At 36.6% G+C, this 15,810-nt stretch carries 14 protein-coding genes and 1 riboswitch; of the genes, 11 read left to right on the top strand and 3 right to left on the bottom strand.

The window, feature by feature from the left end:
• Positions 1 to 33 precede the first annotated feature (33 nt).
• Positions 34 to 1,176 carry a CAP-associated domain-containing protein gene (locus B371_RS0108300; RefSeq protein WP_019413847.1) on the bottom strand — a complete coding sequence of 381 codons (1,143 nt, stop codon included), beginning with the start codon at positions 1,174 to 1,176 and terminating at the stop codon, positions 34 to 36.
• Between the two features lie 427 nt (positions 1,177 to 1,603).
• Between B371_RS0108300 and B371_RS0108290 the strand changes: the two genes are divergently transcribed.
• The 9 genes from B371_RS0108290 (at position 1,604) to B371_RS0108245 (ending at position 11,810) form a co-directional block, all read left to right on the top strand.
• The gene (locus tag B371_RS0108290) at positions 1,604 to 2,209 is read left to right on the top strand and encodes a VanZ family protein (RefSeq protein ID WP_019413845.1); all 606 of its coding nucleotides are present in this window, start codon (positions 1,604 to 1,606) and stop codon (positions 2,207 to 2,209) included.
• Between the two features lie 34 nt (positions 2,210 to 2,243).
• A complete protein-coding gene (locus B371_RS22865) occupies positions 2,244 to 2,396 on the top strand; it encodes a Fur-regulated basic protein FbpA (protein WP_019413844.1) in 153 nt (50 codons plus the stop codon).
• Between the two features lie 271 nt (positions 2,397 to 2,667).
• Positions 2,668 to 4,119: an amidase family protein gene (locus B371_RS0108280; protein WP_019413843.1), complete on the top strand. Its 1,452-nt coding sequence runs from the start codon at positions 2,668 to 2,670 to the stop codon at positions 4,117 to 4,119.
• A 53-nt stretch (positions 4,120 to 4,172) separates the two neighbouring features.
• Entirely contained in the window at positions 4,173 to 5,396 is a 1,224-nt protein-coding gene (locus B371_RS0108275) for a hypothetical protein (RefSeq protein ID WP_019413842.1), read from the top strand.
• Positions 5,397 to 5,399: 3 nt separating this feature from the next.
• A complete protein-coding gene (locus B371_RS0108270) occupies positions 5,400 to 6,101 on the top strand; it encodes an aspartate/glutamate racemase family protein (RefSeq protein WP_019413841.1) in 702 nt (233 codons plus the stop codon).
• A 639-nt stretch (positions 6,102 to 6,740) separates the two neighbouring features.
• The gene (locus B371_RS0108265; RefSeq protein ID WP_019413840.1) at positions 6,741 to 7,892 is read left to right on the top strand and encodes a DEAD/DEAH box helicase; all 1,152 of its coding nucleotides are present in this window, start codon (positions 6,741 to 6,743) and stop codon (positions 7,890 to 7,892) included.
• Positions 7,889 to 9,118 carry an aminopeptidase gene (locus B371_RS0108260; RefSeq protein WP_019413839.1) on the top strand — a complete coding sequence of 410 codons (1,230 nt, stop codon included), beginning with the start codon at positions 7,889 to 7,891 and terminating at the stop codon, positions 9,116 to 9,118. Before B371_RS0108265 ends, B371_RS0108260 begins: the two co-directional genes overlap by 4 nt.
• A 15-nt stretch (positions 9,119 to 9,133) precedes the next feature.
• Positions 9,134 to 10,027 (top strand): SGNH/GDSL hydrolase family protein, encoded by an 894-nt coding sequence (locus B371_RS0108255; protein WP_019413838.1) that lies wholly within the window; start codon positions 9,134 to 9,136, stop codon positions 10,025 to 10,027.
• Positions 10,028 to 10,376: 349 nt separating this feature from the next.
• Positions 10,377 to 11,810 carry a DDE-type integrase/transposase/recombinase gene (locus tag B371_RS0108245; protein ID WP_019413836.1) on the top strand — a complete coding sequence of 478 codons (1,434 nt, stop codon included), beginning with the start codon at positions 10,377 to 10,379 and terminating at the stop codon, positions 11,808 to 11,810.
• Positions 11,811 to 12,050: 240 nt separating this feature from the next.
• Here B371_RS0108245 and B371_RS0108240 read toward each other — a convergent pair whose 3' ends face one another.
• A complete protein-coding gene (locus B371_RS0108240) occupies positions 12,051 to 12,401 on the bottom strand; it encodes a DUF4870 domain-containing protein (protein ID WP_019413835.1) in 351 nt (116 codons plus the stop codon).
• Positions 12,402 to 12,680: 279 nt separating this feature from the next.
• A riboswitch (TPP riboswitch) is annotated at positions 12,681 to 12,785 on the top strand.
• A 95-nt stretch (positions 12,786 to 12,880) separates the two neighbouring features.
• Here B371_RS0108240 and thiT point away from each other — a divergent pair.
• Complete coding sequence (gene thiT / locus B371_RS0108235; protein ID WP_019413834.1) at positions 12,881 to 13,465, top strand: energy-coupled thiamine transporter ThiT; 585 nt, start codon at positions 12,881 to 12,883, stop codon at positions 13,463 to 13,465.
• Positions 13,466 to 13,700: 235 nt separating this feature from the next.
• Positions 13,701 to 14,450: a type I methionyl aminopeptidase gene (gene map / locus B371_RS0108230; protein WP_019413833.1), complete on the top strand. Its 750-nt coding sequence runs from the start codon at positions 13,701 to 13,703 to the stop codon at positions 14,448 to 14,450.
• Positions 14,451 to 14,858: 408 nt separating this feature from the next.
• On the opposite strand, the gene B371_RS0108225 is transcribed toward map, so the two are convergent.
• On the bottom strand, positions 14,859 to 15,599 hold the full coding sequence (locus B371_RS0108225; protein WP_019413832.1) for a TspO/MBR family protein: 741 nt from the start codon (positions 15,597 to 15,599) through the stop codon (positions 14,859 to 14,861).
• Between the last annotated feature and the right edge of the window lie 211 nt (positions 15,600 to 15,810).

The raw sequence follows: 15,810 nt of genomic DNA, 5'->3' as shown, positions 1-15,810 counted from the left end.
GACTTTTTGAACAACCTCTATAAGGTTAGTTATTCAGGGTGTATAAAAGTTTTCCGTATAATAGGGTTGATTTTCATTATTAAAAGCAACACCAACACCTAGTAAAGTGAAGTCGCTTTTTAATAAAACCTTACGATGACCAATAGAGTTCATTAACCCTTCATGTGCGAAAATACTGCTGGACTGACCGTATGCTAAGTTTTCACCAGCTACTGAATAATCAATGCCGTCCACACTCATGCGATCAAATGGAGATTGCCCTGATAAATTGGTATGACTAAAATAATTTTTATCCGCCATCTCTAGACTATGTTTATAAGCCGTCCCCCGAATGGTGGATTCCCATCTTACAGGCGGAACCTTGTGGTGGACACGCGCTGCATTCGTTAAATCGAATAGCTGAAATTCAAACCCTTGCTGCAAAGCTTCGCTAGTTTCACCATAGAGAGCTGGTTTTTGATCCTCAAGACTATCCGAAATGATTTGGAACGCTGTGACGGTATTGTTTTCATGAACATCGTAAAAGACGGTCACATAGACGTTTTCGATTAGGAATGTATCCATTTCTCCATCATCGTTCATAATGTAATTGATGTTCCCTTTTTTAATTTGTTTAATCGGATCGCCAAGAGCTTCTTGGACTTCCGTTTTTGAACTATTCAACTTAACGCCGTATGAAGAAGCAATTAAATCGTTATTGGTGAATAAACCATTCACGCGAGCAGATTCATCAAACGATACCATCATAAAGTTTTGGTAGTCCGTGTGAAAAGTGTGCCATTCAGAGCCATATTCATTCGTTGTCGTGCGTTTTGCTTTGCCAAGCTCTTCGCTAACTGTCTCCATTTTATCCCCAATTTGGATGTTATGAACGGAAAATAAACCGTCAGTAGGTGTAGCTAGTGTTGGTTTGTCCACTTGATTGACAGGCTCATAATCCGGTTCACTAACTGACTTTGTAAGCTTTGCTGGTATGCTTGCTACTGCATTAGAAATATCGGTTATTGTATTTTCAATAAAAGGTTGGCCTTTTAGAAATTCATATCCTTTAATTACTTGCGCATCGATCGCATCTAAAAATGATACGTCTACATAGTCCTTTGCTGGTTCTTCCCAGAGTGGACTTGATAAATATGCGGCAAAAAGTATAGTTAGGATTGTTTTGATGTAGCGCATAATACCACCCCTTTTCGGCTTCCAATATGCGGCGTATTGCGTTGTCAACTTCAGTCGTTCAGATCCTCACGTACCTAAGTACGCTCCGGTCTTCACTTCTTTGTTTCCTAGCACTACTTGCAGCTTGAAACCCTCTTTTCGGCTTCCAATACACGTCGAATCTCTTCGTGCTGCACTCATTCGAATCCTCGTACGATTTGTACGCATCGGTGCTCATTCATTTGCTCCCTTGATCTGCTCGTGTCTTGAAAGCCTCTTTTCAGCTTCCAATCTTATTATAGAATCTTTTTTTTTGAAAACCCTAATAATAACTCTTTTCTAGTAACAGCGTAACCATCTATTTAAAGTTGAATACGTGAAGAATGATGTATTGGTTTAAAATTTAATTTTGAATCTAAAGCAAAAGGCATTAGAATAAGAGTACTACATGAAAGATATAGGGTGTGCTATGGATACAATTCTTCGGTATATACAAGATATGTGTTTTTATATGGGTTTAATATTGCCAATTATAATAATAGTCCGGTTTGTTCAAATAAAACGCTTAAAAGCTAAAACTAATTTCTTACATGAAATTGGCATTACGTTGTTCTTTATGTTTCTTACAGGCTTGTTATCTCAGACCATTTTACCCGCTGTCAGTATACGGGGAGGGGTCGTGCAATTTATTAACGGTGATTATCAAGCAATTAATCTTGAACCGTTTCGCGTATTATCGGAGACATACAATGCCATCAAGTACTTGGACTTGTGGCAACCTTTTTTGATAAATTTCGTTGGTAATATTGTGATGTTTATCCCGATTGGCTTTTTTCCCCCGCTGTTATGGAAAAAATTTGATCGAGCATGGCGAGCGATTGGCACAGGATTTCTTTTGTCATTAGCAATTGAAATATTGCAGCTCCCTCAAATGCGCAGTAGTGATGTAGATGACTTATGGCTCAATACACTAGGTGCGTGTCTAGGTTATGTACTGTATAAAAATTTACCAAATACGTACAAGAAAAGTTTTAAATCCAACCAGTTTGGGTAAACATCTTGTGAATCAAAGTTTAAGGAGTTTTACCATGATCCCATCAAAAGAATCGAAAATGGACGATAAAAAAATGACCGTTATTGATGATTTAGTAGAACAAGGTATTTTTAAAGTTGAAGGAAAACAATTATATGAATTATCCCTATATGAGTTAATTAAAGAACATATGGAACTAGCAGAGTAAGGCAACGTCAGAGTGACAGGAGTAGACCTGTTGTTCTGGCTCATTTTATGAGTAGGCCTGTAGAATAGCTGAAGACAGATTGAATGATGCTTAAACTTTTGCTGAAAAAATGATATAATTTCAGATTGAAGCTAACATAAATGAAATCGATAAAAACTACATGATCCTGCATAATTGGAAGACTAAATTTCTCTCGTTTCAAAATGAAAGTCACAGCTAGCCATCTCGGTGACTGTGGATTTTCAAATCTGTAGTTGGAGGTTTTTACGTGATGAATCAAGGAATGCGAAACCAAACTATGAATGATTGGTTAGAAGAAGCAACGATTGCCCAAATGCAAGAAAAAATGGCTTCGAACGAATTAACTTCGGAAGAACTAGTGCTCATGTACTTAGAGTTAATTGCAAAAAGAAATCCAAATATCAATGCGGTACTTGAAATAAACCCAAAAGCAATTCAAATTGCTCAAGCGCTTGATGATGAACGACATGAAAAAGGACCACGTTCAATGCTTCACGGGATTCCAATTTTACTCAAAGACAATATAGAAACTGCAGATGATTTACATACAAGCGCAGGTTCATTATCACTCGCAAACCATTATGCGATGAAAGATGCAACAATTGCTCGGAAACTTCGCGATGCAGGAGCTATTATTTTAGGGAAAACAAATTTGACAGAGTGGGCGAACTACATGTCTGACCGTATGACCAACGGCTTTAGTTCACGTGGTGGTCAAGTGAAGAATCCATATGGTCCCTTTGATGTAGGGGGATCAAGCTCAGGCTCTGCTTCTGCAATTGCTTCAAACTTGGCTGCTGCCGCAATCGGCACGGAAACTTCAGGTTCCATTTTGAATCCATCCGCTCAAAATGGATTAGTGGGATTGAAACCTACCGTTGGAGCAGTAAGTCGAACAGGTATCATCCCTTTGTCTCATACACAAGACACGGCTGGACCTATGACACGTAGTGTGGAAGATAGCCTTCATGTGTTTTTAAGTATATTGGGACAGGATGAATCTGATCCAATCACACGAAAAAGTCGTCAATTTGATGATGTTGATTGGGCAAAATGTCTAGATTTAGATTCGTTTCGCGGGAAAAGAATAGGTATTGCTCGATTAATTTTTGAAAAAGATGTTTCTACAGAACGTATTGAAATGTTTGAGAAGCAGATGTTAGTATTACGTGAACTTGGTGCAGTTATTGTGGATCCAGTAGATTTAGGGTTCACGGAAAATGATTTAAGCGACGATGTACTTACGTATGAATTTAAAGCGGATTTAAACAGCTATTTAGCAAAGACTAATATATTAAATCCGATTCGTTCTCTTACGGACGTTATTAACTTTAATAATCAACATCCAATTGAGACACTCCAGTTTGGTCAAGTAATGCTTGAAAAGTCAGAACGTACATCTGGATCGTTAACCGAAACAGAATACATTGAAGCATTAGAACGCAATCGATATTTAGCAAGTGAAATTGGATTGGGCAAAACGCTAGATAATCATCAACTCGATGCTCTTGTTTATCCGCATTACCACGGCTGTAGTATTGGAGCCGCTGCGGGATATCCATCAATTACAGTTCCGGCTGGATTTTCTCAAACAGGCGAACCATTTGGATTAACTTTTTCAGGGAGAGCATGGAGTGAGCCTTCGCTTATATCGATGGGCTATGCGTTTGAGCAAAAAGCTAAAGCGCGGAGAAAACCATAATTCAAGATACAGTATAATTACAAACTATGATTTAGGGAAAGAGTTGATTCACTATGACAACAAAGCATTCGTTTTTACCTATATTACTTGGTTCCGATATGAATGCATATGGAATGGCACGTGCATTCCATGAAGCTTATGGAATAAAACCTTTAGTATTAGGACGTATGAATTTATCCGCTACACAAGACAGTAAAATTCTTGATTTTCAAGTTATTCCTCGTTTAAATGAAAACGATGTGTTCGTGCCAGCTCTTTTAAAAGTGGCGAGTGAACATGCAGATAAAAAATTATTACTCCTAGCTTGCGGAGATGATTATGCTAAATTAATCATCAGTAACAAAGAACAATTACAATCACATTTTGCGGTACCATATATAGATGAGAAATTAATGAATCGTATCGTGTTAAAAGAGAACTTCTATAAAATTTGTGAGGAATATGGTTTTTCATATCCCAAAACATCACTTTGCACTTTTGAAACGAAAGACTCATTTACCATCGACTTTATGTATCCAATCATCATTAAAGCCTCTAACTCGGTTGCGTACTATAATTGTTCGTTTCCAGGAAAGAAAAAAGTATTTGTTGCACATGATGAAGAAGAAAAAAGTGCAATTATCGATGCGATTTACAAATCATCATATAAAGATAATTTAACAATTCAAGAGTTTATTCCAGGCGATGATTCGTATATGCGAGTGTTAAATGCGTATGTTGGCAAAGATGGAAAAGTCAAACTCATGTCAATGGGCAACCCAATTTTAGAAGAACATTCTCCAGAAGGAATTGGAAGCTATGCGGCAATTATTAACACGTTTGATGAAGCATTGCTAGACCGTGTGCGTATTTTCTTAGAAGATATCGGATACACAGGCTTTGCAAATTTTGATATGAAACTTGATTTACGCGATGGTGAGTATAGGTTATTTGAGATTAATTTACGAAATGGACGTAGTAGTTATTATGTTACTGCAAGTGGTCATAATTTGATGAAATATGTAGCAGATGACTATGTACTTGATATTCCACAAACGCTGACATATGCGAAAGACAAGCACCTATGGATGATCATTCCAAAAGGAGTATTATTTAAGTACGCACAAAATGAGCAGCTTAAACAAGAAGCAAAAGAGTTAATTGCTGAAGGGAAATTTACAAATCATTTATTTTATAAAGAAGACTTCAGTCCGAAGCGTTGGGCAAAACTAATATTGAATAACCTGAACTACTATAGAAAATATAAAAAATACTTCAACAAAAAAGGTTTGTCATAAGTTATGGAAAAGAAAGTCTTAGGCATCATCGGTGGGGTTGGCCCGCTTGCAACGATGTTGCTTGGTGAAATGATTGTTAAACGGACGAAAGCAAAAACAGATCAACAACATATCAGTATGGTAATTACAAATAATACAAACATACCTGATCGTACAACATATATTCTGGACCGCTCGAAAGAAAACCCTGTCCCAGTGATGATTTCAGATGCAGATAAATTAAAATCAATCGGTGCAGAAGTGTTAGCAGTTCCATGTAATACCGCTCACTCTTTTTATCATGATATTCAACAGGGAGCGGACATTCCTATGGTACATATGATTAATGAAACAGCAAAACGTGCTTCTCAAGTAGGCGCGAAAAGAGTCGGTATTCTTGCAACAACAGGAACACTAACAACTGCTGTTTATCAAATAGCATGTCAACAAGTTGGTGTCCAACCCATTGTCCCAGATGAAGAAACGCAGAAGCTAGTAATGTCTGTTATATATGATGATGTTAAAGCTTCGCATCCTGTTGATTTTTTAAAATGGCAACAAATTATTAACAAAATGAATGAACTTGGTTGCGATCATATAATTTTAGGATGTACCGAGTTATCGATTGTAAAAAGAGAATTAAATCTAGATGCTACATACATTGATTCATTGATGGTACTAGCCGAAAGTTCCATCCTTGCATGTGGTTATGAATTAAATAATTAACTAAGAACTCTGTCCTTCTTTTGGGACGGAGTTTTTAAATATGAGAAAAAAAAGATGTTCATGAACAGGAAGAGTCAAAACTCGTTATAAAAGATGGCCAAGGAAACACAACTCGACTATATATATTTTCTAAAATAGTTGTTTTTACTTTGAAAACAAGCTGAGTGGACGAAAACATGAAGTGAATGGACGAAAACATAAAATGGACGGACCTTACAGAATGAATAGCTTTTACAGTAATCGGAAATTATTAGATAATGGAAGACTCGACTCTAATTCTTCGTAATGATAGCCATTACTTTACTTATACTGCTGGCACGTAGACACAATTACGCCTTAAATTGTGGCTTATGTCTGGGAAGATACACGTCCTTGGACTCACACATGTTGCAGGATAGCGGTTAACGTACACGTGAAGAGGTTCGTTAAGGAAGAATACACTGCTCGGCAAGGAATACTAAGCAGAACGCAGTGATGCTTGATAACCATGAACATCATGAAAATGCGTCTAAGCGATTCAAAATACCTTGGAACCCGTTGATTATGTAATAACCTATCCTAGTCTGTACCGGCTTCAAACGGCTTAATACAGGGTTATATGGTACACTAAAAGCAAGAATTTATAAAGGTGGAATAAACATGTCTTTTATCGAGAACTTAAAACCCGAACTTCAAAATAAATGGAAATTTGAATATGAAATGCCAGTTCAATCACAATTAATCCCAAGCATGCTTGAGGGGAAAGACGTTGTTGCACAATCACCAACTGGTTCCGGTAAAACATTAGCGTATGTACTACCAATATTAAATCAAGTGGACGGCTCTTTGCCAAAAACGCAAGCGCTCATCGTTGCTCCTTCACAAGAACTGTCGATGCAAATTGTCGAGGTGTTACGTGAGTGGACCATTGGAACTGACATTTCTGTTGCACAATTAATTGGTGGCGCAAATATGGCACGTCAATTAGAAAAATTAAAGCTGAAGCCAACAATTGTTGTTGGGACACCAGGTCGTTTAAATGAATTAATGAAATCCAAGAAACTTAAACTACACAACATACGACATATTATATTAGATGAGGGCGACCAGTTGTTAGCTAGAGAACATCGCGGTATTATCAAAGCACTTATCGATGGGTCTGATCACAATCGACAAATAATAGTACTTTCAGCAACAATTACTGAGGAAATCGAGTTAGTAGCAGGCCGTATGATGAAAGACCCTATACGCATTCATGTGACTCATGAAGAATTACCCGCGCAAGGTAAAGTAGTACATTCATTTGTTAAAGTAGAAGAGCGCGATAAAACAGATTTATTGCGTCGTTTAGCGTATGTAGATGGAATGCGGGGATTAGCATTTGTTAACAATTTAGATCAGTTGTTGATGAAAGAGACAAAGTTGAAATTCCGGGAAGCAAAAATTGTAACCTTGCACTCAGATATGAAGAAAGAAGAACGTAAACAAGCATTAGCTTCATTCCGAAAAGGAGAAGTAAGCATCTTAATTGCTACTGACATTGCCGCTCGTGGTCTAGATATTGAAGGCTTGACACATGTTATTCATGTTGATGTACCTCATATGATTGAACCATACTTACATCGTTCAGGACGTACAGGTCGTGCAGGTGCAGATGGTGAAGTATTATCTTTATTAACTTACACAGATGAAAAGAATTATAAAAAATGGACGAAAGAATTACCATCTAAACCCGTTCAAAAAGTATGGGATCAAGGTAAATTAATCGAAGGGTCTTCTAAAACCTTGCTACAAAGGGGAAAAAAGAAATGACGTTTGAAGACAAGTTAGCTGAATATGCAGACTTAGTGGTGCGTGTAGGAATCAACGTTCAACCCAATCAATACGTGTTAATAAACACGACTACGGAATCACTTGATTTTACGCGAATAGTTGTTAAAAAGGCCTATGAGGCAGGAGCGAAACGTGTCCATGTTAACTTTTCAGATGGACCAACTAACCGTGCTTTTTATGATTATGCACCTGATTCTGAAATGAAGGAGTTTCCAGCATGGATGGTAGCACAGCGAGAAGATTTAATTGAGCAACAAGGGGCATTATTATGGATTGACGCTGAAGATCCTGATTTATTAATGGGGGTTCCGGCAAACCGAATTTCTGATCAACAAAAAGTAGCAGGGCGTGCTTTAGAAAAATACCGTGCTTCTGTTATGTCAGATAAAATTGCTTGGTCGATTATTGCTATTCCTTCTCAAAAGTGGGCTGCAAAAGTATTTCCAAATTTACCACAAGACGCGCAATTAAACGCACTATGGGAAGCCATTTTTAAAACTGTACGGATTGGTGAAGGAAATGCCGTTGATCAGTGGAAGACGCATATTAACGGATTGGAAAATCGAGCAAAAACACTAAATAACAAACGATATAAAAAAATAATTTATAAAGCTCCTGGGACAGATTTAACGATTGAATTACCTGAGAAACACTTATGGGTAACTGGCGCAAGCAGAACACCTAATAAAACTATGTTTATTGCCAATATGCCAACTGAAGAAGTATATACAGCCCCTTTAAAGTTTGGGGTCAACGGATATGTTCGCAGTACAAAACCATTTGTTTATCAAGGAAACACCATTGATAGTTTTACATTAACTTTTGAAAAGGGGAAAATTGTAAAAGTACAAGCAGCAACAGGAAACGACTTACTACAAGAACTGATTCAACACGATGATGGTTCAGCATATCTTGGAGAATTAGCTTTGGTACCTCATGAATCATCCATTTCATCTTCTGAAATTTTATTTTATAATACCTTGTTTGATGAAAATGCTTCAAACCATTTAGCAATTGGTGAAGCTTACCCTACGTGTGTTGAAGATGCACGTGATTTAGAGGAAGCACAACTTGAATCTCTTGGATTAAATAGATCTATAACGCATGAAGATTTCATGATTGGAAGTGCGGAAATGGATATCGATGGAGAACGACAAGATGGAACAATTGAACCTATTTTCCGTAAAGGGAACTGGGCATTTTAAGAGGGTGAAGATAAAATGAAAAAACAGTTTATTAAGTTTATGATTATTATTGTATTTTTTCTGGTACCTATTAAAACTAACGCTCAAGTAATTGGACCAGTTTCATATGTAGCACTCGGAGATTCCCTTGCTGCAGGTCAGACACCAAACCGTGAAATTGATACAGGCTATAGTGATTTAATTGCTCAAGAATTAGCTCGTAATCAACCACTAGCATTTTTTTCAAAAGATTTAGCATTTCCGGGATTTACTTCTGCTGATGTACTTAAGCGTGTACAATCTAAAGAAGCTAAACCATTGTTACAAAGTGCCAATGTCATTACAATTTCAGCGGGTGCCAATGATCTCTTGAGACTTATTCGAGCAGATGAAAGGTCAGGGTCATTATCCTTTCAACAAATACCAGTGGATTATTCCTTAAATACAGTCCGAAAAAATATGCAAACAATGCTTAGTGAATTGAAAAAAATAGCACCTAAAGCACAGGTGTATGTAATGGGTTATTATTATGCGTATCCACATGCACGTGACTCACAAAAAGGTGGGACTGCAGAACAATTGGATTTATTGAATGAAATTTTAGCTAAAGTGGCTAAAGACGCAGGTGCACAGTTTGTTCCCGTTGCCCCTGCTTTTGGTGATAGTGCTGATAAAGTTCCAAATCCTGGCGATGTTCACCCTAATGTAGAGGGATACAGAACAATGGCAAACAGTTTCTTCAATGTGTATGCAAAGGGGGCTATGCAAGTAATGAAAAATGAAGTTCCAATCGCAAACCCATTAACATTTGAAGAGATTATGCAAGCACAAAGTGAATCGACGGTAACTGAAGATAAATCTGCAGTATTACCATCATCATTTTTAAAAGTAGAATATTTAGCACTCAAAGAAATTAAACCAAAAATATAAGTGATTTTATAACTACGAGATTAATGTAAAAAAGTTGGAACTCAGAAAAACGAGTTCCAACTTTTTTACTTATTAGTGGATGTAACTTTAGTTTTTTTTCTCGAATCTCTCACTTTTTTAACGATTGGAATAATAATCGGTGCAAGTTTTATAGATGTTTTTATTAACTTTCCAATTTTCATGGGAATCTCTCCTATCATTAAGTCGTATTGTAAAAAATATTTATAAAAAACCTCTTGAAAGGTTGATAGAACAAGGGTTAAACGTAAAAAACTTGTATACCCCCTAAATCTAAGGTTGAATGGAGTTACAACACAACCAAAAAACCTAGAAAGAAGGTATACAAGCTATGTCTCCATTATTAACTTTTTTGCTTACAATAATCAACCTTCAAAATGATTTAATTCAAAAAATGTATATCTTGCTCGTGGGTAAAGTGCTGTTTAAACCAAGACTCCCCGACCCAATTCGGAAAGACTATAGGAAATTGGAAATTGATGACCTTCCCCTCATGATTACACATGAAAAGATGGATTATAAGGAGCTCCTTCAAGCCCATTTTAAACAGTCTGGAAAAGTACTTAAGCCCGTTAAACGGCGTACTAAAAGCACGGTGTCCATTTCTTCAGTAAAAATATGTCCGCGTTGTGATGCCCCTGCAGACTATTTATACGCAAATAATGGTACGAAAGGGCAGTGTTGGTGTAAAGTGTGTGACTTTAAGTTTAATGATCGCCATAGCTATCGTTTCAAGATGGCCATGCACTGTCCGCATTGTGAGCGCTTGTTATCTCAGATTAAAGAGCGTCATGAATTCTTTGTTTATAAGTGCGCAAATAATTCTTGTTCCTACTACATAAGTAAACTGAATCAACTTACATCCGATGAAAAAGAAGAAAGAAAGACCCAACCTGAAAAATATAAAGTCCGGTATATTACACGTGAATTTACGTTTGACTTTCAGCCAATGCAAGAGCGAACGCTTGAAGGTGAACGTATTGATTTCACTCGTCTTCACAGTTCTCCAAACGTGGTGGGACTCATCCTAACGTACCATGTCAATTATGGCATCACAGCGCGGAAAACAGCACAACTCATGAAAGACGTTCACGGACTCTCGATATCACACCAGACGGTGCTCAATTATGCACGACTCGCTGCGAAGGCTATCAAACCACTCATTGATCACCACCCCTATGATTTGTCGGATCAAATTTGTGGAGATGAAACCTATATTCGAGTCCTTGGAAAATGGAATTACCTATTCTTCTTTTTTGATGCGAAAAACAAAATTATTTTATCGTATCGTTTGTCGCCGAATCGTGATACACCGTCTGCCATTCAAGCAATTGATGATGTTTTGGTGAAGTTGGGTACACGAGAAGAGAAAGTGAACCTCATCGTCGATGGCAATCCCATTTACTTATTAGCACAACACTTTTTTAGCAAACATCAGATTTATTTTGATGTAACTCAGGTCATTGGTCTGACAAATGAAGACCCTGTCTCCACCGAGTACCGCCCTCTTAAACAGATTATTGAACGACTAAATCGAACGTTTAAAGGGGGCTATAAACCGACACATGGATTCGGGTCTTTCCATGGCTCAGAATCGCATATCACCTTGTTTGTGGCGTACTTCAATTTCTTAAGAAAGCACTCGGCCTTAGAAAACAGAACCCCAGTTGACTTACCCATGAAATCTGGAGCAACTATGCCGCAGCGATGGTGTCAGCTCATAGAGCAGTCACAGCAACTCATCATCCATAAAAACTTAGCTTAACCTTCGGTAAAAAAGGGACAACCAAAGGCCTATTTAAACAGGTTCTTTTTGAGGTCAATGAATAAATAGGTTTGGCAAAAACAACTTATTAAAGTAAATGCATGCCTTTTTAAACTACTTAATCCCTAAGAAGAACCCCCCACCTTAAAAGCGTGTCTTGAACTTATGTTTTTCATAGCTTTTTTGACACTACCCATTAAGTATATTCTTGTGTATTTCCTTTAACAGTACAAGATAAACCTATTGAAGCACTTTAATTCCTTGAACAATATTCCAAATCAAAACAATGATAGATAGGATGGCGTAAACGAGCATAAACAATAAAGGGACACTTGCAGTTAGGAAATCAAATGATGTACTTGTACCAATGGATGGGCTCATCGTGTTATACATTGTAAGTGAACCAACCATTAATACGATAAAACCAATAATCCCGAGAGCAACTGGAATTAAGTGTGAAATAATAGATCTTTTTGCATGATACTTTACTTCTGTATCTGGGGATATGAAGTACACAATAATCGGTAATAAAAATGGCGCAAATAAGATACTAAAGTAACATAAAGCCGATAAGAGACGACGGTTATCCAATTTAATTCCTCCCTTTAAAAATATTGAATAGTTATATATACGGGATATCACGAAAATGGTTTCATATCAAGGGTGATTTGTTAAGTCAGCAGCTATTGTTCCTATTTTTAACATCCATATCCCTTTTAACACTAAAATGCTGTACAATCTAAAATTATTTATTCTATTTTACATCACTATATCAAGAGCGATTCTATAACATTCACAATCTATTAACTAAACCTCTTGTGTCTCCTGCCTAATCTCTGTACAATTAACACGTAACACTAAATTAAATGTATGTACCACAAGGGGAGCCTGGAATGGCTGAGAGTGAACGAGTAAAGTTCTAACCCTTTGAACCTGTAAGTTAATGCTTGCGCAGGGATGTGGATAGAAACCGACTCCAACAACGTCAGGCTCTGTCCTTTGAGGTTGTTTTTTTATGGTTTTTTTCCCTGACACGCGGTTTGAGTACATCGCATAAGGAGGAAGAAAAGTTGAGAAATCGAAAAGTTTTATTGTTAGTAGAAATTGCTATCTTTGCTGCTCTAGGGTTTGTCCTGGATTTTATCGCATTTAAAATGCCACAAGGTGGATCAGTCAGTTTAGTCATGATTCCAATTGTTTTAATGTCTTTTCGCAGAGGTGTTTTAGTTGGTGTAATTACTGGACTGTTGGTAGGATTGTTGCAAATTGTCTCAGGGTTAATTTCTGTAGCACCATTGTCATTTAGCTTCGTTGTAATGCAAGTATTTTTGGATTACTTGATTGCTTATGGTCTAGTTGGATTTGCTGGTTTACTTCGTTCTAAATACTTCAATTTTAAACTTCAAAATAATCGCGGGAAAATGATTTTCACAATAGTTACAGCAGTTTTAATTGCATCATTTTTACGTTATATAGTGCACGTAATAGTGGGTATCTTATTCTTTAGTATGTATGCTCCTGAGAATGAAAATTTATATCTTTATTCCATTATTTACAATGCAACATATATGATTCCAATATTCCTACTAACGTCTGTTGTATGTTCATTGTTATTCTTAGCAGCACCACGCCTACTTGATCCGAAGAAAGTTTGATGGAGTAGTGCTTGTCATTAATTTTTTTAAAATGATAAATTGATTTTTTATGTTTTTTTAATAATTTAAAAAGAGCTCACATAATCCACCTTACTAGTCATACACTAAGAAGACCTCATCGAAACACTTAGATGGGGTCTTCTGAATTTTCGAAATTATTTTCGTCAATGGGAATGCATTATTTCTTATGGTATAGTATGTGATAGACAATTTGAGAAAGAAGGATTTAACAAATATGATTGCTAAAACTACTGAAGACATTGAAGCATTAAAAACTATAGGCCGAATCGTTGCTGAGATTCGTGACACAATGCGGGCAGCAACAAAACCTGGTGTTACTACTAAAGAAATTGATGACCTTGGTGGTCGTATGTTTGAAGAAAAAGGTGCAATTTCGGGTCCAAAAGGGGAGTATGATTTTCCAGGTTTCACTTGCATTAGTGTCAATGAAGAAGTCGCTCACGGGATTCCAGGTTCACGTATAATTAAAGATGGAGACATAGTAAACATTGATGTGTCTGGATCATTAAATGGCTATTTTGCAGATACAGGAATTTCTTTTGTTATAGGAGAAGGATATACGAAGAAAGAAAAGTTGTGCGAAGTGGCTGAAAGTGCCTTTAACCGAGCAATGTTAAAAGTGAAAGCCGGTGCACGCTTAAATCAAATTGGAAAAGCTGTCGAAAGAGAAGCAAAACAACATGGTTTTACTGTCATTATGAACTTAACAGGTCATGGAGTAGGGAAATCTCTTCATGAAGCGCCACAACATATTCTGAACTATTATGATGCTTGGGAACCAACCATTTTAAAAGAAGGAATGGTTTTAGCGGTCGAACCTTTTATTTCAGAAAAAGCGGAACATATTGTTGAGTCTGGTGACGGTTGGACATTTTTGACTCCTGACAAATCACTTGTTGCTCAAATTGAGCATACCGTGATTGTTACAAAAGATGCACCTATTTTAGTGACGAAAATAAATTGATAAATTTCTTTATCATTGGAAACACAAATATAGAAAGTGAAAAACCAACTGCTAAACTTTAGCAGTTGGTTTTTTTAAAAGTCATGAAAGTATACATGTGTTCAGGTTGCAATTAACTCCCTGGTTATGGTGTTTTTAGTATTTAGAGACTCAGTGTCTTTTCGCACATCAACCTAAACCATTAACACGATATGCCCATTGGTTGAAGGATTACGTCAATTGATATGCCAAGAACTCAGTGTGCATGGTGGCATCGCTGCGCTAGCATCGAAACAAGAAAGTGCGTTACAACGGAAATCACTAGATTTAAATAGAAGGCTGTCTTATTAAGGATTAAGCATATTTGACCGACTTTTCTCATTCTAAATTGCATAATTAAAAAACAACCAATTGTGAAAACCCGATAAACTATAGTTTATCGGGGGGCTTTAATAATATTGTCTTTTTTTTGATAAATAAAATTCCTGCTAGCATAACTGCACTTAAGAAAAGAGCAGCAGTGGAGACTAAAAGTTCTTCAAAGCCATTCCTTATTGCAATGCCGATATAAGCCCAAATAAAGACTAGCACATAAGCGACATCAAAATAATGGAAACGAATGTGTAATGCCAGTGCAGTACCGATAGTCATCATAATAACAGCCCATAGAGGCTGACTTAATCCAAAGCCATTCCATTGATAGGCAGTTAGAACATAGCTAATATTGGAAATGGTTGCAACACTGATCCATCCTAAATATATAGAAATAGGAAGACGGCTCAGAATGTGGTTATCGGAAATTCGATAAGTCATATATAGAAATATTAATGTAACAAGAAAGCTTATCATAACAACTATTGTTAATAAAAAATACTCGAAATGCCACAAATAAATCCAAGATATATTCAAAATGGAACTTATAATAAAAAGATTTGAACGTTTTGTGTAAACGTCATTTTTAACCTTTCTCCACATGCCTATTACCCAAGCGATTAACAATACATATATGATAGACCAAATCGAAAATACATAGCTAGCTGGTGTAAATAAGACCGGAAGTCGATTGGAAATCTCACCTGTAGTTTGATTATTTAATGGTAAGATATTAGCTAATGCATTAAAAGAAATCATACTAATCAGTGCAATTACCAAAAGTGCAAAACGAAACATAGCGGGCACCTCCTACGTTATAGTATAACGTCATAATACTATAACAACAAATGTCAATTTACCAAACCTTGGAGAGTGTTAAATAATATATTATTAAATCAAAATGTAAGGAACAATCGTTTTATCTGAATAAGAATAAAAAGGAATTAAACAGACTCAATATGACATAATAAAAGTTCAGCAATATTTAACTAACCCGACTTTCGGCTTG

This window comes from Paenisporosarcina sp. TG20 (genome assembly GCF_000286315.1).
In the GTDB taxonomy this organism is placed as follows: Bacteria; Bacillota; Bacilli; order Bacillales_A; family Planococcaceae; genus Paenisporosarcina.
The sequence above is the reverse complement of the archived record's forward strand: the minus strand, read 5'-3'. Positions and strand labels throughout refer to the sequence as shown.

Coding starts and splice junctions, on each gene's coding strand:
- B371_RS0108300 (WP_019413847.1), bottom strand. CDS start 1,176: ATGCGCTACATCAAAACAATCCTAACTATACTTTTTGCCGCATATTTA.
- B371_RS0108290 (WP_019413845.1), top strand. CDS start 1,604: ATGAAAGATATAGGGTGTGCTATGGATACAATTCTTCGGTATATACAA.
- B371_RS22865 (WP_019413844.1), top strand. CDS start 2,244: ATGATCCCATCAAAAGAATCGAAAATGGACGATAAAAAAATGACCGTT.
- B371_RS0108280 (WP_019413843.1), top strand. CDS start 2,668: ATGAATCAAGGAATGCGAAACCAAACTATGAATGATTGGTTAGAAGAA.
- B371_RS0108275 (WP_019413842.1), top strand. CDS start 4,173: ATGACAACAAAGCATTCGTTTTTACCTATATTACTTGGTTCCGATATG.
- B371_RS0108270 (WP_019413841.1), top strand. CDS start 5,400: ATGGAAAAGAAAGTCTTAGGCATCATCGGTGGGGTTGGCCCGCTTGCA.
- B371_RS0108265 (WP_019413840.1), top strand. CDS start 6,741: ATGTCTTTTATCGAGAACTTAAAACCCGAACTTCAAAATAAATGGAAA.
- B371_RS0108260 (WP_019413839.1), top strand. CDS start 7,889: ATGACGTTTGAAGACAAGTTAGCTGAATATGCAGACTTAGTGGTGCGT.
- B371_RS0108255 (WP_019413838.1), top strand. CDS start 9,134: ATGAAAAAACAGTTTATTAAGTTTATGATTATTATTGTATTTTTTCTG.
- B371_RS0108245 (WP_019413836.1), top strand. CDS start 10,377: ATGTCTCCATTATTAACTTTTTTGCTTACAATAATCAACCTTCAAAAT.
- map (WP_019413833.1), top strand. CDS start 13,701: ATGATTGCTAAAACTACTGAAGACATTGAAGCATTAAAAACTATAGGC.
- B371_RS0108225 (WP_019413832.1), bottom strand. CDS start 15,599: ATGTTTCGTTTTGCACTTTTGGTAATTGCACTGATTAGTATGATTTCT.